Consider the following 19,643-nt stretch of genomic DNA (forward strand, 5'->3'; position numbering starts at 1 on the left):
GCAATATAAAATTGATTTATCAATAAAATTAACAAAAACTACTCTTAGCTCCTTGTCTATTTATGGCTATTATTCAGCTCGAAAACGTACAAAAATCCTTTGAGCAGAAACCCGTACTACGGCGGATTTCAATGGACATACATGAGGGTGAGACGGTGGCACTCCTGGGGAAAAGTGGTTCAGGCAAAACTACCCTACTCAAACACCTCAATGCGCTACTGAAACCGGATGATGGAAGGGTTTGTTTTCAGGGCACTCCTATTGACACGCTAAAACCTCACATCCTCCGCAGACAAATGGGCTATGTGATACAAGATGTAGGTCTTTTACCCCACCTTAGTATAGAAGAAAACCTCACAATGCCTCTGCGGATAACAGGCCGATCAGCCAGCCAGGACACTATAATAGAGTTAATCGAGCTTGTAGGACTCCATGAAAAATACCTCAATCGCATGCCACATGAGCTCAGCGGCGGACAGCAGCAGCGTGTGGGAATAGCTCGAGCGCTGGCCACAAACCCACAAGTCATCCTAATGGACGAGCCGTTCAGCGCGCTAGACAACATCACCCGCATACAGTTGCAGGATGACTTTCTAAACCTCAAAGGCCTTGCAGCAAAAACGATCATCATGGTTACTCACGATGTTTTTGAAGCTTTCAAACTGGCCGACCGGATTGCACTCCTGCACGATGGTGAATTGATGCAATTTGACACACCTATCAATCTGCTAACAAAACCTGCCAGCAACCATGTGGCTGATTTTCTAAAAAACGACCATCTGCTGCTAAAAATGCATCAGATTACCTGCCATCAGCTTGGACATCACTCTACCAAAACCGTATTTCATGCACTGGAAAGTGATGAACTGAAAAGCACTGAAAAACTGGCAATTATGCAAGCATTCCTGAATTTCCACTCATGAGCACCTGGCAGTATATAGTGGACCATAGGGAAGAAATTCTGTTACAAACAGAGGAACATTTACTTATAACCCTGACAGCTATTGCGCTGGCAACAGCTGTAGGTGTCTCGCTAGGTATTTTAATAACCCGAAAACCCTGGATGGCCAAAGGTATTCTCGGGCTGGTAGGGATCATTCAAACCATCCCCAGCCTGGCGTTATTGGGCTTCATGCTACCCCTGCTCGGCATTGGCACCCTACCCGCGGTGGTAGCACTCTTTCTCTATGCACTTTTACCTATCGTGAGCAATACCTACATAGGCATCACCAACATCTCTAAGCCGGCCGTAGAAGCAGCTATCGGCATGGGCATGACCCGATCTCAAATCCTGCGTTATGTAGAACTTCCGCTGGCCCTACCTACCATACTTACTGGCATCAAAACTGCTACTGTAATCAATGTAGGAGTGGCCACACTATGCGCCTTTATTGGTGCGGGAGGTCTGGGTCAGTTAATTTTCCGGGGCATATCGCTCAACAACACACCAATGATCCTTGCAGGAGCCATACCTGCCTCATTTCTGGCCATCAGTCTGGATGCATTTTTAGGTCTCGTACAGCGTCATTACAAAAGCAAAATGCTGTGGATTGGTTTATTCGTTGTTGCCGCTATTTGGCTAGCAGTTTCACTATGGCCTGAAAGATCCCCCACTTCATCCTTGACTGCTGGTTTTAATTCTGAATTTATTGAACGAGCAGATGGATTCGTGAGACTGGACAGCACCTACAACCTTCCGCTCACCATCAAAGAAATGGAGATAGGCTTAATGTATCAGGCATTGCACGAAGGCAAGGTAGATGTGATCGATGGATTCAGTACAGACGGGCGAATCAAGGCCTATGACCTGAAACTACTCAAAGATGACCAACAATACTTTCCTCCCTATGAAGCAGCTCCTATCGTAAACAATGCTACGCTCACACTACACCCACAACTCCGGCAAGTCATCAATATGCTAAAAATCACCAATGATGAAATGGTGGAGCTCAACTACGAGGTAGATCAGAACAAAACCGATCTCCAAACAGCCGCCTTTGACTTTCTTCAGTCAAAAGGACTGCAAGCTCACAAAGGTGCCGGCCATAGTGATTCTCCGCACATAGTGATTGGTTCGAAAGCATTTACGGAAAACTACCTCATGGCACATCTCTTTGCCCAGCTGATTGAGGGCAACACCAATCTCCAGACAAAACTTATTTTAGGCTTTGGAGGAACAAAAATCATCTTTGAAGCTCTCAAAGCAAAAGAAATAGACATGTATGTAGAATATACTGGTACAGGCTTACTCGTACTTCTAGACGAAAAATACACTCCCGATGCAACACCTTCAGAGACCTACCAAAGGGTAAAAAAAGGCTTTCAGCATCAATATAACATCACGTGGATGGAACCCATCGGATTCAATAACACCTTCGCGTTGATGATGCGCAGAAACATGGCAGATTCTTTGAATATTCATACCATATCCGATCTCTCAGACCATCTACATCACATTAAATAAAGATTTTCACTACATAGTCAACGATTTAGTTATATTTGGTTGGTTTGTATCATCAATCACATGCTAAAGGAAATTACAAAGAATAAGACGCTAAAGATTATTCTTGAAATCATCGCCGGTTTTTTAGTCTACTTTCTACTGATTACCATTCTTATCTATGTAGAGAAAGACAGCACTCAGTCGGGTATTCGGGATTATCAAAATGCGATTTGGTTTTCTATCGTCACACTTACTACTGTGGGTTATGGAGACCTTTTCCCTGCCACCTTATACGGAAGGGCAATTGGTTACATTTTTATCCTCATGAGCATCGGTATTTATGGTTTGTTGATCGGTCAATTCACTACACTTATGGCTACTATTAAAGAAAACAAAAAACTTGGCTACAATGGCACCTCTTTTGAAGGGCATGCAGTCATCATCGGATGGAACGAATTTGGAAAAATGGTCGTAGAGCAGCTGATTGGTGTCGGCAAGCAAGTAGCGGTTATTACCAACAACAAAGACCATATAGACATCATCAAAGACAACTACAACTCTCGTGACATTTACATTCTGTTTTCTGACTTTACGGCATTTGAGTTATTAAAGAAAAGTAACATCGAGCAGTCGTCCATTGTCTTTGTCAACCTGGATGACGATACCGAAAAGCTGGTCTATATCCTGAATCTAAAAAAGGTATTTCCAGACCTGGAATACGTAGTAACCCTGGACAATGGAGACCTAAAAAACACGTTTGTGAGCGCTGGGGTAACCAATACGATTTCCAAACACGAAATCTCTTCCAAACTACTGGCTTCCTATATGTTTGAGCCGGATGTGGCTGCGTATAGTGAGTCCATCATGTCGTTCGCAAAAGGTGATTCGGACTATGACATGAAGCAGTTTTTGGTCAACTCCTCAAACCCCTACCTTGGGAAAGCCTATCAGGAAGCTTTTTTTGATCTCAAGCGCCGATACAACAGTATTTTGATTGGTATCACAAAGCGTGACAAATACGGTAATAAGCGCCTGATCAAAAACCCTCATGGCGATCTTAAAATTGCTCCTGGCGACTACCTCATAATCATCATGAACGGAAAAGCTTTTAAACTGCTCAAGAAGACATTTGCAGTGAATGAAGGCTTCATCAGAGATCAGAAAAAAGAATCATGAAACACCTCAAATCACTGATACTAACAGGGGCTGCCCTTGCTACCATGATGGGCTGTGAAAACAGAGACATCAATGAAGGCGAGCAATTTAAGCCTCGTGAGATTCATGAAGACATCATGGTACACTTTGACAAGATCACTGTAGATGGAATAGAATACCTCATTTTGGAAAAAGACAATAATAACCCGCATGAGGGATTTGGGTTTATGGCATTTAGAGCAAACAAGCTTATGGAAAAGCAGGACTCGCTTCTAGCCCACATGCGCACGATTCAGGAACTACAAATAAAAACACTAGCTGCTGTGAGTAGACGCTCTGTAGAGGATGTCACTGCAGAAACTGAAGAAATCTTTCTGCGCTATCTAAACATAGAGCAAGATGAGCTCAACCAGCTAGAACAAAACAACCTAAAAAGCGACAGCAGGACTAACTCCCTGGGTGATACAGAAGAAGAATAAGTTGTTTTAAAAGAGTTATGACATAAAAAAAGCACGAGCGAACACTCGTGCTTTTTTTATGTCTTATTGTTTTTTCTTACTTCTGAAAATGCGCCTTGAGCACCTTCAGTGCTTTCGACACGTCTTCTGATACCACTGGCGAATTCACAATATCTTTCGCCACTTTCACAGCATCTATCAGCTCATCCTTATCTCGAAAAACCTCATCAAGGATGTTGCAGTCATAGATTAGAGACATCAATATCACGAACGAATTGGTCGGCTTAGCGCTTTTAAACACAATTGCCTGTAAGCTCTTACGAATTTCTGCCTCAAACGCGTAATTGGCATTGTCCATTCGCTCAGAGAGTGGAATCCACATCAGCTTGGTAGCCTCTTTTTTGAGTATACCTCGCTGTACCAGCAATTCATTCAGATCTTCTTGAATGTCTTTGAAAGTATGCGCCAGATTTTCCACAGCATCAATCAAACCAACCCCAGACTTTACCTTTTTCAGGATATTGTCTAGAATACCGTTTCCAGTACCTGTTTGATCCAGCACTTCAATCACATTATCTTTGATTGCTACTTTCTTCAATAAGTGCAACTCCAGTAATGCCGCACTGATCAAGCCAGGGACAATTGATTTTTCTGCTGCCGCCAGAAGTCTACCTTCTTCGTCATCAAGTGCAATCAAATACAGTCCTTCAGCAATGCTAATTTTCATATATCAAGCTACAGTTAATTTTTTTTCAATAGTAATCCCATCGTAAGTCCCTGCACCAGAATCGAGAATACTACGCAACAGTAGGTAGCAAAAAGTATGGTTTCCTTGATCACTGGCTCTATCCAGGTAAACTCCGATAAAGACAGGGCCAAAGCTACAGAAATACCTCCACGTAAACCACCCCAGGTCAATATAGCAATGGTTTTTGGCTCAAAAGTTCTGAAAAAGGACATGATACTAATTGGCACCGACACCCCAATAAAGCGAGCAGTGAGAACTATGAGAATTCCTGCGATACCGATTAAGATACTGTTAGGCGAGAACGTGTTGGCAATCACAATCATCTCCAGCCCTACCAGAATGAACAAAATGGCATTGAGTGCCTCATCGAGCAGGTGCCAAAACTTGAACACATATTCACCAGTGGCGTTGGCAAGTTTTTCGTCTCTACCTTCATTTCCAATAAAGAGTCCCATTACCACCATGGCTAATGGACCAGACACGTGCAACAGTTCGGCGATTCTACCCCCCACCATCACTAGTGTAAGTGTTACGAGCACTTCTAGCTCCACATGATCATTGTCGATAAAGTTTAGCAAACGGAAACCTAGAAAACCAAAAATAGCCCCTAGAAGCACTCCTCCGATCACTTCTTTGCCAAATAGCAGAGCCACTGACGCTGCGGTAATCTCTCCGCCCCCGTGACCTCCATGCCCGGCAGCATCGCCCCCAAAACTGGCCTGAGCAATACCAAGGATAGTTAGAAAAACTACTACTCCTACACCATCATTGAAAAGCGACTCACCTGCAATCTTAATTTCCAGGTTTTTTGAAAGCCCAAATTTCTTGATCAATGCAAGTACTGCAATAGGGTCTGTAGGCGAAATAAGCGCACCAAACAACAGGCAATAAATGTAATCAATCTCTACTCCTAATACGGGAAAGGTATAAAACACTAGTGTACCCACAATAAATGTGGACAAGAGCGTACCTACTGTGGCAAGTACCAGTACAGGCACTCGCTCTTCGAGTAGCTTTTTCAAATTCACCGAGAGTGCACCGGCAAATAGCAGGAAGTTGAGCATGACGCCCATAAGTACTTCCTTGAAGTCGAATTCTTCTACAATGTGCTCCGCTCCTCTGGTAACAGCCGGAAAAGCATAACCAAGTATTAGAATAAATACTGACATCATTAAGGCGATGGCCATCAACCCAATCGTACTTGGGAGTTTCAAGGCCGTGATGTTAATCAGCGTGAAAATTGCTGCAAGAAAAATCAGCAGCGTGATTAGGTCGAGTATACTCATTTGGTGAAAAATAATGGATTAAAAATGACTCCATATTGGCATTGCCAAAATAAAAATAAAAGTATTACAAAAAAAATATTGCCTAACTTTTATTCCAGACTAAAAACCAGAAAAATCTTTAAATATTCTTAATAAAAGCCGATTTTTAGCCCCATGATTACAATGCGAGACTTTCAGGTTATTGGAATATTTTGTGTTTTTTTAGCTACATCCTTTAGCTGCAAAACGGCCAACCAAACCCTGGGTGCACTAAAGGTCAAGCGAACCCTTAAGACCTCCCCGATATTCAGCAATCAGTTTACGGGATTTTACCTCCTCGATCCTACCACTGGTGAAGTACTTCTAAAGCAAAATGAAGCGTTGCATTTTACACCTGCTTCGAACACCAAAATACTCACCACCCTGGCCTGTCTCACTCATCTAAAGGACTCGTTACCTTTTGGATCTACCTACCTCATGCCTGACAGCACGGTATGCATTCAACCTTTCGGTGACCCTACTTTTCTACATCAAGATTTTCCCGAACAGCCCGTAATTAGAAAACTTGCACAGGCACCCCACCTGTCTGTAGCATTACCCGATCGCATTCTGGAGCCATTTGGTCCCGGATGGGCTTGGGACGATTATCAGTATAGTTTTCAAAGTGAGCGATGTTGGATGCCGATCTATGGCAATGAAGTAAGAATTTACAGTACCGACACACTACACATCGTACCATCTTTTTTCAATCACTATGTCAATAGGTATGTGGGAGAACGCCCGGGCAGTCTTGTATATCGAGATTTGCATTACAACCTTTTCAATATCTGGATGGAGTACGACACGTCTACCTTTGAACGAAAAATTCCTTTCGCCTGGAGCGAAGAATTACTCCATACCCTGCTAGCTGACACCCTTCACATCACGATAAGCAGCAGCACAGATGCCCCATCACATAACGCTGACACTCTTTACAACCAGGCCACCCTCCCCACTCTGGCACTCATGATGCAGCGTAGTGACAACTTCCTGGCCGAACAACTCTTAATCACCACGGCCAGATCGAGAGGATATACCAACATAAGTGCCTTTAGTAAAGCACTTATCGAAATATGGAATCTCCCCGATGACATTCGCTGGGTGGACGGATCGGGGCTGTCGCGATATAACTTAATGACGCCCAGAGTAATGGCTGTGCTTCTTCAAAAAATCCTGAATCACTCCGACAAAGCATCTATCAAGTACATTTTCCCAAATGGAGGGGTATCGGGCACCATCAAACACTGGTATGACGCTGATCAACCCTATGTGTTTGCAAAAACCGGCACACTTAGCAACAATCACTGCCTGAGCGGATACATTCAAACCCGCTCAGGCCGATGGCTTATATTTTCGATCATGAACAACAACTACACGCACCCGGTCACTGATGTGAAGTTGGAAATGGAAAAACTCCTGGAAACCATTCGGGATCGCTACTGATCTACATGTTTGGAAATCAGCCCTCCGGTAAGTCGCATGAGCTCGATTTTACTCTCCATTAGGTTATAGATTGCTTGCAATTTCTGTATAGATGCATTGAGGTGGTTGTTCTGAACCACTCGATAATCAAATGAATTGATCGTACCTCCTTTGAATTTTTCCTGCGTGATGTCCAGATTGGTAGCAGCAGATGACTCCAGCCGCTGATTGATATCAAAAAGCTGCTTCCTAACCTGATAGCGATCATATGCCTGACGCAGGTCCCTGTCAAGAGTTGTCTTCATTTGATCGATGCGTATATTTCCTATATCCTCACGCACCATGCTATTTTTAATCGCTCGGTTAATCTTCCCTCCGTTGAAAAGGGTAAAAGACAGTCGGAAATTCGCAAAGTAATTATCTGTAATAGCATTCAAAGGATCTTCTGGCCCAGGGCTACTGCTGCCATCACTTTGTGGAAAAGACGCTCGGCTTAAATCCACTCTACTTCTAGTATGCGAATACCCTGCACTCATGGTCAATGTAGGGTAGCGATCAGCTCTTGCCAGGTCCACATCTGAGCCCAGTATGCTTTGAGAGATGTACTGCTTTTTCAAGTCTACATTCCCATCAAACATTTTTTGCTGTAAATCCCCCAACTCATAGGACGGAAAGTCTTCCTTCAGATCGTCAGTAAACACGTACTCAGTATCCACATCACGCACTCCCATTACCAAGTTCAGGTTACGCACGGCGGACCTTAACACCAACTCCTGATTTACATAATTTACCGAATCACTCAGGTAATTCCCCTCCTCCAGCAACACATCCGAAGTAACAGAACTACCTAGCTCCTGTTTGGTCTTCACATATACGTAGCGGTCACTGCTCAGCGCCAACTGACGCTCATAGACCTGAAGGCGCTCTTGTTCCAATGTAGCCAGATAATATCCAAGTATTACCGTTTGCAGTGCATTGGTTATCACTATCGATGCGTTTCCTGCACTTTCTGCTTCCAATTGATCCAACCGTCTTCGGGTAGTGATCACCCTAAACCCATCGAACAGCACCCAGTCCATTGTAACACCCGGGTTGATAGAATTGGATAGTGTAATGTCTTGCAGCTGAAATGGTGAGGCTGTTTTCACATTGTCAGACAAATTATTGTTTTGGTTTACCCCAAATGAAATTGTCGGCAACAATCCTGCTTGCCCCCAATTATTGTTGTTCTCTGCAATGTTTACATTTTGACGCTCTATACGGATATCAAAGTTGTTCTCTAAACACAGAGTAATGGCATCAGACAGTGAAAGTGCCTGCTGTGCATGTCCGGCTATGGCCAGCACCATCAGCACCATCAAAGCGTTATATTTTATCATTGTTTGTTGCATTATATATCTTCTAATCATTAAGCAGACTCTCGGTACTCTTCTAGTCGCTTTTCATCGAGCAGCACACGTTCTACTTCTTCTCTACTAGGTTTTTCTCCAGTCCAAAACCATACGATAGCCCTCCGAATATCATTGAACAAAAGGATAAACACAGGGAAGAAAAGCAGAATAATAAAAGTACCTATCAATACTCCATACGCTACTGATATGGCCATCGGAATAAGAAACTGAGCCTGAAAGCTCGTTTCCTTGATGAGCGGGTACAACCCCAATACGGTAGTGAGTGAAGTAAGCATAATTGCGCGAAAACGGGCAATCCCTGCATTATATGCTGCTTGATAAACGCTTTGCCCTTCTTCTTTGATCAGCGAATTAAACTTGGATAAAAACACCACTGCGTCGTTGATAATCACGCCAGAGAGTGCTACCATACCCCAGACGCTGAGTAGCGACACGGGCAGCTCCCTGCCACTGATCCAGGACTCCACGCCGTGCCCAAACATGGCACCAAACCAGCCTAATGGTATCATGAGCGTAATCAGCAAGGCCTGGTAAAAGGACCTAAAAGTGATCATCAGGATAAAGAATATCAGCAAAAATGCTCCCCCAAAATACAATCCTATCTCCTGTCCGGCACGGGCACTTTCTTTTGATTGCCCCCCATAGTCCACATTTACTGATGGAAACCTCGCCTTGAGTTCGGGTATGATGGTGTCTTGAATCTTGGAAATGATCGGCGGCACTTCTGCAAATGGGTCATGCAGGTCGGCTTCTACTGTGACAGCTCGTGAAGTGTTGTAATGACGAATACCAGACACTCCTCTTTCGATTTGATAGTCCGCCACCTGTGTCAGTGGAAAGGATTTTCCATCTGCTGTTTTGATTTTAATATCCTCCAGCTGACCAATACTACTACGATCCTCATCTGGATAACGTACCCACACACGCAGTTCGTCATTGCCTTTCATGAAACGCTGCGCCTCTTCGCCAAAAAAGCCCTGACGCATTTGTCTGGTAATGTCGTCATGAGTAAGCCCCAGAAAGTACGCCTCTGGTCGTAGATCAAAAAGCATCTCTCTCCTACCAATCGGAACATTATCCTGAATTTCTTTGAGGTCAGGAATATTTTCCAACTCAGCTTTCAAAAATTCCTTTGCCTGCCGAAGCTCGTCATAGTTTTTTCCCAGTAGCATAACCGATACAGGCTTACCCCAGCGGTTACCACCCCCAATACTGAACTTATCAGCCTCTGGCACAGGACCTATTTCTTTACGTATACGCCCAATCAAGTCAAACTGATTGATGCCATATTTATCCAGTTCCTCGTACATTACATTCACATTCCCGGCATGCGAACCACTCTCTCCATCTCCAGAAAACCCAACATTGGTGAAGGTATAAGTAACAATATCCTCATCTGTCTCAAACTCGGATTTCATGTCATCGTTCACTTTCCACACGGCCTCATTGAAGCGCTCCAGGTAGGCTTCCACTTTTTGCTCACGCTCACCAGGCTTAAACGAAATATTGATATTAAAGCTATTGAAAGGTATCTGTGGAAAGAAAGTGGCTTTGATCTGACCTCCTGCCAACAGCCCAACAATAATGGCAATAAACCCAAATAGCATTGCTAAAGAAACTGCTCGGTATTTCATACAAAACTGCAGAGCCTTTCCATAAAGCTGGTACCGTAAGTAATCTATAAAGCCATTGATGGCACTGCGAATCTTGAAGCTGCGCGTGTCTTCCTTTTTCACACTCAACACCGACTTGCTGGCAAGGTGGGCCGGCAGGATAAAGAAAGCCTCTAGTAGAGAAAACGCAAGGCTAAATATCACCACATAGGCCATATCCTTCAAAAACTCAAAGCCGCCAGTGAGGAAAAGTAATGGCAAGAAAGCCACGATGGTAGTAGTCACTGAGGTGAATACCGCCGGCAAAACTTCCAGGGTGCCCCGGACTGCTGCCTGGATCGGGTTCTTTGACTTCTCAAAGTGAGCATAGATATTCTCGGCGATAACAATGCCATCATCCACCAAAATACCAATCACCAGAATCATTCCAAACAGGGAAATCATATTGACAGTAAGCCCCACGAACGATCCAAGTATAAACATCCCCAGGAAAGAGGCTGGGATCCCCCAAGCCACCCAAATAGACAGACGAATACTCAAAAACAAGCCCAATGAAATCAGCACCAATAGCAACCCAACCAGGCCATTGGAGGTAAGCAAGTCCAGACGTTGGTTGAGCATATTGTTAAAATCCCATGTGGTGGTCAGCTGCACCGCACTGTTTTGCTCATTAAATTTCTCCACATAGGCCGACACTGTTTCCGAGATCTCCGTGAGATCCTCGGTTTCAAGTTTTCGCACTTCCAAAAACACCGCCTGTTCGCCATTTAGCAATGCCTTGCTTGGTTGGTCTGCAAACTGCTCCTTTATCTCAGCAATATCCCGAAGTAGCAACTTGGTGCCGTCAGCATTACTGCGGACTACTATCTCACCGATCTGATCAGCTTCGGTCTCTTTTGCTTTAGAGCGAATGAGAATCTCTTCAGTTTTTGATTTTACGGACCCAGCCGAAATGTCTCGGTTGTTGAGCCTCACTGCGGCCACTACCTCATCAAAACGCAGGTTGTATCGTCGCAGCGTTTCTTCACTCACCTCTATAGAGATTTCCAATGGAGGAAAACCCGAAACATTGACCTGACTAATCACACCTGTAGCGAGCAGCTCATCCTCTATACTTTCGGCAAATTCCTTGAGTGTTTTCAAACTCACATCCCCTGTGAGCCCAAGCCATTGCGCTGTAGATCGCTGACGCTGCTTATAAACGATGGGTTTTTCAGCCCCTGCTGGAAACGACGAAATCCCATCCACTGCATTTTTTACTTCAGTGTAGATCTCATCGATATCAAAATTATCCAGTGTAAGTATGGAAATGCTTGCACTGTTTTCCGAAGAAGTAGAATTAATCTCATCAATCCCAGCTGTAGACTTCAGCGCCTCCTCTATTTTGGTGGTAACACCCTCCTCCATTTCCTCAGGTGATGCGCCCGGGTAGGCTACAGTTATATTGATCACCCGATCTTTAGAGGTAGGAAAAAACGACATCCTGGTATTCAAAAAACTCACGATACCGCCCAGAAGGGTGAGAGCTATCAGAATATTTGCCAGAATAGGGTATTTAACAAAATAGGCTACCAATCCTTTGATCATACTCATAGCTTAAATATTAGTTTGATGAAGTATTGGTGGCTCCCAGTGATGTGGGCTTAGCCTCTGATCCACCCATTTCCAGGTTGATATCTTTCTGTTCCAGCTTGTGCACCACCATATTATTGTGGGCATTGATCAATGGTTCCACAACCAGATCAGCATTCTCGGGCAAGCCACTTACCACTACACTTTCCTCCATGGTGCGGTGCACAAACACCTCTTTTATTTTTAGAAGGGTATCTTCTACGACGTATACCTCATTCGCATTGTACACGGCATGCCGGGGTATGATCATTCCCTGCTCTACTTTCCTTGCAGGAATGGCCGCCTGGATAAACTGTCCATCATATATTTTTTCTTTGCCCGGCTGGATAGAAACAAAAACATCTATAGACTGTGTGTTCTGATTGACTACATCACTGATTCGAGTCACTTCGCCGGCCCACCGCTGCTGAGTCTCCGCCGAATAGAGCTCCACAGAGGTGCCCATTTGCACCCATGGAATATCTTTGCTTTCTACAGCTACACGCAGCTCATGGCGACCTGTTCTAATAATGGTTCCTATACTCGTACCAGGATTGACAAAAGCCCCCGACTCCTGATTCACTGCGGTGATACTCCCGTCAAATGGCGCATAATAGCGATACTTGGTGAGGCGCTCCTCAGCACTTTTGATGGTATAAAAAGTAGAGTAAATCCCCTGAGTAGCTAAAAAGGTCTTTTCCTTATCAGTTTTGGCTTCTGGCAATTCGGGCAAATCACTGTCCACCGTTACCGCTTTAAAATAAGCATCCCATTGTGAATAGCTATTTGGATGATCTATCTTCAAGTCGGGCAAAATAGCCGCCAGATCACGTAAAAAGTTGCTTTTTTGAGATTTCAACGTCAGAGCAGCTTCCTTATCATCGATATAAAAGAGTAAGGCCCCTTTTCTGAATCGTTGCCCCTCTTTGAGTCTCACAGAGCCCTCATACATACGGCCAGATACTTCTGAAATTAAGTCGATGGACTGAGCAGTTTCTACTCGCCCAAAAGCGGTAATGTAGGTCTGAATGTCTTCGTACGTCACTGATGTAGTGCTTACGAATTTCTTTACTAGCTTAGGTTTCTTGGTTTCCGGAGCTTCCTTTTGTCCGGCAAAAAATACTGACATGCCTATGGCGCTGGCAAAAATTACCGCCCCTACTGCCAATATCAACCACTGTCTTTTCTGCATAAATAGGTGATTACTAAATCTGAATGAATTCTTATGGTTTAAAGGAATTGCCCTCCTTTTGTTGCACTGCCGCGAACTTACTTGACAAGCGGACGAAAACACCGATCAAGCAATTCTTTTAAGTGATAAAAGGTAGCTTTTCAAGGGTACCAAATCGCCCGCCACACCGTATCCAGAATAAAAGTTTTGTGTACTGATGGGCCTTTATATAGCTTTAAAAACAACTTAACTCAAACACCCTATGAATTTGCGGTTTATCCTACTGGCATGTCTTTCTCTTACCATCCTTGCAAACTCCTCGGCCCAGCGCTCAAAAAAACAGTCAGCCGATACCGGCTATAAGCAGAGCTTTTTAGACGGCATCAAATGGCGACACGTAGGGCCATTTCGCGGAGGACGCTCCGCAGCAGTCACAGGCGTACCAGATCAGCCCAATCTGTACTATTTTGGTGCTACTGGCGGTGGAATCTGGAAAACTACAGACGCTGGCAACACCTGGAGTAATATTTCCGATGGCTACTTTGGAGGCTCCATTGGGGCCATAGCTGTGAGTGATTGGGACCCAAACGTGATCTATGTAGGTGGCGGTGAAAAAACAGTCAGAGGAAATGTATCCTTCGGATATGGCCTTTGGAAATCTCTGGACGCAGGAAAAAGCTGGAAACCTGCCGGACTGCCCAAATCCCGCCACATTTCAAGGATTCGCATACACCCCAAAAATCCCAACATAGTCTATGCTGCTGTGATGGGTGACCTGTACCAACCTACATCCGAGCGAGGTGTCTATAAATCTACCGACGGGGGAAATACCTGGAATAAAGTGCTTTTTGCCAACCAACATGCCGGTGCTGTAGACCTTTGTATGGACCCTACAAACCCACGCGTCTTGTATGCCACCACCTGGAGAATTCGTCGAACGCCATATAGCCTGGAAAGCGGAGGTGAAGGCTCCGCCCTCTGGAAGAGCACAGATGCAGGCGAAACCTGGACCAATATCTCTACAAACAAAGGACTCCCTGAAGGGATCTGGGGAATAGCTGGTGTGGCAGTCTCTCCCCTAAATGCCGAGCGTGTGTGGGCTATCATAGAAAATGAAAACGGAGGAGTATACCGATCTGAAGACGGGGGAGCTACCTGGAAGCTCACCAATTCTAGTCGGGCATTGCGCCAAAGAGCCTGGTATTACACACGTATATATGCTGACACCCAGGATGAAGACAAGGTGTATGTACTCAATGTGGACTATCACGTAAGTAAAGATGGAGGAGAAACTTTTGAATCTGCCAGAGCACCACATGGTGACCACCACGACCTATGGATAGCTCCTGAGAATTCTAACCGAATGATCATTGGTGACGATGGTGGTGCTCAGGTGAGCTTTGATGCCGGCGCCAACTGGAGCACCTACCACAATCAACCTACGACACAGATCTATAGGGTGACTACAGACAATGCATTCCCATATCGCATATATGGTGCCCAACAAGACAACTCCACACTGCGAATAGCCCACCGCACAGATGGAACTTTTATCGGAGAACGAGATTGGGAACCTACTGCTGGTGGCGAAAGCGCCCACCTCGCCGTGGACCCTACAGACAATGACATTGTCTATGGCGGTAGCTACGATGGCTTTCTGACACGCTACAACCACCGCACCAAAGAAATACGCGCTATCAATGTATGGCCAGACAACCCAATGGGCTGGGGTGCTGAAGGCATGAAATACCGATTCCAATGGAATTTCCCGATTTTCTTTTCCAAACACGACCCAAAGAAACTCTATACAGCATCTAACCACCTGCATGTCACCTACAACGAAGGACAATCATGGGAGGTGATCAGCCCGGACCTTACGCGAAATGACCCATCCAGGTTGGGGCCTTCAGGTGGTCCAATCACCAAAGACAATACTTCAGTGGAATACTACTGCACCATCTTTGCGGCCGTAGAGTCGCTACACGAACCAGAGGTGATCTACACAGGATCAGATGACGGCCTGGTACACATTACCCGGGATGGTGGCAAAAACTGGACAAACATCACACCAACCGACCTTCCAGAATGGACCATGATCAATTCATTGGAAGTAGATCCTCACCGAAAAGGCGGCATCTACCTGGCTGGCACCCGATACAAACTTGGGGACTATTCTCCGATCTTGTTTAAGTCCTACGACTATGGTGAAACATGGCAAAAAATCACAAAAGGAATCCCCGAAGAGCATTTTACGCGTGTACTTCGCGCTGACCCTGAGCGTAAGGACTTATTATATGCAGGAACAGAATCTGGCATGTACATATCATTTGATGGAGGCAGCTCATGGTCGGCCTTTCAGCAAAACCTGCCAGTAGTGCCTATCACTGATTTGGCCCTAAAAAACAACAACCTCATAGCCTCCACTCAGGGCCGTGGATTCTGGCTGATTGATGACCTTACACCTTTGCATCACCTAAATGCACAAGTCAACGAATCAACCGCATTTCTCTTTAAATCAATGGACACTTACCGCCTCGGTGGTGGAGGTGGCAAAACTTCACTCACAGCAGGTACCAACCACCCTGGTGGTGCATTGGTGCACTTTTACCTAAAAGATACGACAGGTAAAGACACCGTTCGTCTCACATTTCGCAAAGGAACAGACGTAATTAAGGTCTTTAGCTCGGCTCCGAACAAAGACCAACAGGAAGAAAGCCTACCCATCTCTCCTGGGTTCAACACTTTCCAGTGGGACATGCGCTATGCGGATGCCAAAACTTTTGACGGCATGATCCTGTGGTGGGCAACCACTAAGGGTCCCGTAGCTCCTCCCGGAAACTATGAAGTGGAACTCGCTGTGGGCAACTCTATCCAAACCCAGCAGCTGAAGTTGATGAAAGATCCACGAAACAGCTCATCAGTGGAAGACCTGAAGGCACAGTTTGATTTTTTGATATGCGTACGAGACAAACTCTCTGAAACGCACCAGGCCATCCAAAATATCCGATCGGTACGCGATCGGATAGCGGCAGTAAAAACAGCCCTAAACTCCCAAGAGCATCAGGCGCTGATTGCTCAGGCTGACAGCCTCAGCGAGCAACTGACGAACATAGAAAAAGCACTTTACCAGACCAAAAATGAGAGCAGACAAGATCCATTGAATTTCCCCATCCGACTCAACAACAAGCTAGGCCACCTGGCCTCCCTTACTGCAATGGGAGACTACCCTCCTACAGAGCAGGCTATACAATTTTACCAGGAAGTCAGAGCCAGAATAGACGAAGAATTAGGTAAACTGGACCTTCTGATGAAAAATGATGTAGTGACACTAAATGAAGCCATCATTGCCAATAAAATTCAACTCATCAGCACCGACGAATAAGTCAAATTGAGCATATTTGCGACCTCATCAATGCTCGAATCATGTACAATGTAGTCGTAATAGGTGGTGGAATCGTAGGGCTTGCTTCTGCTTTGAAAATCAAAGAAAGCAACCCTAAACTTCGTGTGGCAGTGGTGGAAAAAGAAAAAGACCTGGCCATGCACCAAACCGGTCACAATAGCGGTGTGATCCACTCAGGGCTGTACTACAAACCTGGAAGCCTCAAAGCCAAAAACTGTGTGGACGGGTACAATAAGCTGATACAGTTTTGTGAAGAAGAAGAAATCAAATTCGAGCTGTGTGGAAAAATAGTGGTCGCCACTCGTGAAGAACAGCTACCCACGCTAAACATGCTTTATGATCGTGGACAACACAACGGGCTCACTGGCCTGAAAAAGCTGGTGCGTGACGAACTGAAAGAATATGAACCCTATGCAAATGGAGTTCAGGGGATTTTTGTACCACAGACGGGCATCATAGACTACAAAGAGGTAGCGTACAAATACGCCGAGAAAATACGCCATTTCGGAGGCGACATTTTCCCAGACAACAAAGTACTCGACATCACGGAAAACAAGGGTTTCATACAGGTCACCACCAAGCATCAGACACTCACTACCCGGCTGGTGGTCAACTGCACCGGATTGTTTTCTGACCAAATAGCCAAACTCACCGGTGTACCCGTCAACTACCGAATCATCCCCTTTAGAGGTGAATATTACAAAATCAAAGAACAAAAAGAGCACCTGGTCAAAAACCTCATCTATCCGGTACCTGACCCCAACTTCCCCTTCCTGGGCGTTCATTTTACACGCATGATAGGCGGTGGCATAGAGGCTGGCCCAAACGCCGTACTAGCCTACAAAAGAGAAGGGTATACCAAATCAGACATCAGCCTCAAAGATCTGGCTGGGAGTTTAGGATGGAAAGGGTTTAGAAAAGTCGCTGGAAAATATTGGAAAACTGGCCTGGGAGAGTTTTATCGCTCATACTCTAAAAGTGCATTTACCAAAGCTCTGCAGGAGCTGCTACCAGATATTCAAAAAAATGACCTGGAGCCAGGTGGGTCTGGAGTGAGAGCTCAGGCATGCGACAAAGACGGGGGACTCATAGATGACTTCTTGATACTGGAAAGCGAAAAAGTGATCAATGTAGGAAATGCTCCTTCACCAGCGGCCACTTCTTCGCTAGCTATTGGTGAGCACGTTGCCAATCTTGCCTTGAAAAGATTCTCAAATTAATCCCACAAAAGTCATGATGGTGCCAATCACATCATGAAATAGTTGTTTCTAAAAACCAACTACTGCTGTCAGTTCGTTTATAACCATGAAACGATGAAGCGTATGAAGAACTTAAAAACAATAGCACTTGGATATACTATGTTGTTGGCTTTCTCGGCCTGTGCACAGCAACCTAAAGAAGCACAGACAGAGAATGATAGTATAGGAAAAATCGAAAAAACGGAATCCGAGTGGAAGGCCGAGCTCACTGACATGCAATATTATGTGCTGCGCGAGCAGGGAACTGAGCGTGCCTTTACCGGTGAGCTATGGAACAATAAAAAAACCGGCACCTATTCTTGTGCTGGATGTGGACTACCTCTTTTCAAATCAGAAACCAAATTTCGATCTGGCACAGGTTGGCCCAGTTTTTACCAACCGATCAACACTACCAATGTAGGCACGGAATCCGACAGAAGTCTTGGCATGGTACGTACGGAAGTGCACTGTGAGCGTTGTGACGGACACCTTGGACATGTTTTCCCCGATGGCCCTGAACCAACCGGACTTAGATATTGCATCAATTCGGCAGCACTAAAATTTGTTCCAGAAGCCAAAGACTAAAGCGCTAGCACCTCTTTAATAAAACGAAGCGCCCTCAGCTCCATATAGCTGTAAGGCTTGCGCCATATCGAAAACCCGGCATGTCCTCCATACTTGGGTATCTCCAGGTGAAACAAATCACTGGCTTGTGCAAAAGCCTTAGGATAACATGCCTGTCCCAGCATAGGATCATTGGCTGCATTCACTACCAGCACAGGCACATCTAAGCCTTCAAAGTACCGGTCACATGTAGCCTCACGAAAAAAATGATCCTTATCGGCAAATCCATGCAGTGGTGCTGTATACCGATCATGAAACGCATCAAAGTCTGGCAATTCATCTACTCCAGAAGCATCTACTTCCTCAAACCGCTCAGCTTTCAGCTTTATTTTCTCTATTAGTTTTTTCAGAAAGCGCTGCTCATACATGCGATTCCCTCTAGCCTGCAGTTGCACAGCACTATCTCTAAGGTTACAAGGCACCGAAAAGGTGACTGCACCCTTCAACCGGTGATCTCTCGGAGCTTCGCCCAGATACTTCAAACTCATACTCCCTCCCATGGAATACCCCGCGAGCACTACGTGCTGATAGCCATTCCCCAGCACATGCTGCACTACACGATGCAAATCTGGTGTATCACCATGGTGATAAAACCTGGGTAGCCGATTCATTTCTCCACTGCAACTTCTGCAGTTCCATGCCAGCACATCCCATCCCTGTGCTTTAAAAAAATGAGCCGTTCGCTTTACATAGAATCGTTGACTATCACCTTCCAGGCCATGGGTGATGATCATACATTTATGACTACCTCCCCGTATCCAATCGAGATCCAAAAAATCACCATCCTCCAACTCCAAACGCTCTCGGGAGTAAAAGTCTCCTTTTACTTTAAAAAACATGCTTGGAATCACGGTTTCCCAATGGGCGTTTAGCATATAGCGCGGCGGACGTTTATAGTCAGAGATGTGTTCTAGTGGCATAATTCAGTCGTATATCTTTTCTAAATGTGGCAATGTAGGACCAAATGTAAATTTACCCCTCTTATAAACCACTAACTGACAATCATCTTTACACGGCATCACTGGCAAATACTTGAAGCTT

The 19,643-nt window shown here is 45.1% G+C and carries 14 protein-coding genes; 8 read left to right on the forward strand and 6 right to left on the reverse strand.

The genetic code is table 11. The features are described from left to right. Positions 1-62: 62 nt before the first annotated feature. Genes C7460_RS03495 through C7460_RS03510 form a run of 4 tightly spaced genes read left to right on the forward strand, consistent with a single transcriptional unit; the run spans position 63 to position 4,077 of the window. Positions 63-923, forward strand: coding sequence for an ATP-binding cassette domain-containing protein (locus tag C7460_RS03495; protein ID WP_115866686.1), 861 nt, complete (start codon positions 63-65; stop codon positions 921-923). Next, positions 920-2,464, forward strand: coding sequence for an ABC transporter permease/substrate-binding protein (locus C7460_RS03500; protein WP_115866687.1), 1,545 nt, complete (start codon positions 920-922; stop codon positions 2,462-2,464). Before C7460_RS03495 ends, C7460_RS03500 begins: the two co-directional genes overlap by 4 nt. A 60-nt stretch (positions 2,465-2,524) precedes the next feature. After that, entirely contained in the window at positions 2,525-3,619 is a 1,095-nt protein-coding gene (locus C7460_RS03505) for a potassium channel family protein (protein ID WP_115866688.1), read from the forward strand. Further along, on the forward strand, positions 3,616-4,077 hold the full coding sequence (locus C7460_RS03510) for a hypothetical protein (protein ID WP_115866689.1): 462 nt from the start codon (positions 3,616-3,618) through the stop codon (positions 4,075-4,077). The genes C7460_RS03505 and C7460_RS03510 overlap by 4 nt, the downstream gene beginning before the upstream one ends. A 76-nt stretch (positions 4,078-4,153) precedes the next feature. Here the strand turns inward: C7460_RS03510 and C7460_RS03515 are convergent, their stop codons facing one another. Beyond that, complete coding sequence (locus C7460_RS03515; protein ID WP_115866690.1) at positions 4,154-4,783, reverse strand: GOLPH3/VPS74 family protein; 630 nt, start codon at positions 4,781-4,783, stop codon at positions 4,154-4,156. 14 nt (positions 4,784-4,797) lie between these two features. After that, entirely contained in the window at positions 4,798-6,090 is a 1,293-nt protein-coding gene (locus C7460_RS03520) for a cation:proton antiporter (RefSeq protein ID WP_115866691.1), read from the reverse strand. 153 nt (positions 6,091-6,243) lie between these two features. Here C7460_RS03520 and C7460_RS03525 point away from each other — a divergent pair, with 153 nt between their 5' ends. Further along, positions 6,244-7,551, forward strand: a complete 1,308-nt coding sequence (locus C7460_RS03525; protein ID WP_115866692.1) for a D-alanyl-D-alanine carboxypeptidase — start codon at positions 6,244-6,246, stop codon at positions 7,549-7,551. On the opposite strand, the gene C7460_RS03530 is transcribed toward C7460_RS03525, so the two are convergent. The 3 genes from C7460_RS03530 to C7460_RS03540 are packed head-to-tail and all read right to left on the reverse strand — an operon-like array spanning position 7,545 to position 13,358. Continuing rightward, entirely contained in the window at positions 7,545-8,909 is a 1,365-nt protein-coding gene (locus tag C7460_RS03530) for a TolC family protein (RefSeq protein WP_115866693.1), read from the reverse strand. The two genes, C7460_RS03525 and C7460_RS03530, sit on opposite strands and share 7 nt — an antisense overlap. Positions 8,910-8,938: 29 nt before the next feature. Next, entirely contained in the window at positions 8,939-12,148 is a 3,210-nt protein-coding gene (locus C7460_RS03535; RefSeq protein WP_115866694.1) for an efflux RND transporter permease subunit, read from the reverse strand. Between the two features lie 10 nt (positions 12,149-12,158). Beyond that, positions 12,159-13,358: an efflux RND transporter periplasmic adaptor subunit gene (locus C7460_RS03540; RefSeq protein ID WP_115866695.1), complete on the reverse strand. Its 1,200-nt coding sequence runs from the start codon at positions 13,356-13,358 to the stop codon at positions 12,159-12,161. Positions 13,359-13,599: 241 nt separating this feature from the next. Between C7460_RS03540 and C7460_RS03545 the strand changes: the two genes are divergently transcribed. From C7460_RS03545 to msrB, 3 genes are all read left to right on the forward strand, one after another. After that, positions 13,600-16,719 carry a WD40/YVTN/BNR-like repeat-containing protein gene (locus C7460_RS03545; protein ID WP_115866696.1) on the forward strand — a complete coding sequence of 1,040 codons (3,120 nt, stop codon included), beginning with the start codon at positions 13,600-13,602 and terminating at the stop codon, positions 16,717-16,719. Positions 16,720-16,760: 41 nt separating this feature from the next. Next, complete coding sequence (gene lhgO, locus C7460_RS03550) at positions 16,761-17,960, forward strand: L-2-hydroxyglutarate oxidase (RefSeq protein WP_115866697.1); 1,200 nt, start codon at positions 16,761-16,763, stop codon at positions 17,958-17,960. A 102-nt stretch (positions 17,961-18,062) separates the two neighbouring features. Continuing rightward, positions 18,063-18,563 (forward strand): peptide-methionine (R)-S-oxide reductase MsrB, encoded by a 501-nt coding sequence (gene msrB, locus C7460_RS03555; protein ID WP_115866698.1) that lies wholly within the window; start codon positions 18,063-18,065, stop codon positions 18,561-18,563. Here the strand turns inward: msrB and C7460_RS03560 are convergent. Beyond that, positions 18,560-19,522 carry a YheT family hydrolase gene (locus C7460_RS03560; protein ID WP_115866699.1) on the reverse strand — a complete coding sequence of 321 codons (963 nt, stop codon included), beginning with the start codon at positions 19,520-19,522 and terminating at the stop codon, positions 18,560-18,562. The genes msrB and C7460_RS03560 overlap by 4 nt on opposite strands. Between the last annotated feature and the right edge of the window lie 121 nt (positions 19,523-19,643).

The sequence above is a fragment of the Marinoscillum furvescens DSM 4134 genome, assembly GCF_003386095.1.
Taxonomy (GTDB): Bacteria; Bacteroidota; Bacteroidia; order Cytophagales; family Cyclobacteriaceae; genus Marinoscillum; species Marinoscillum furvescens.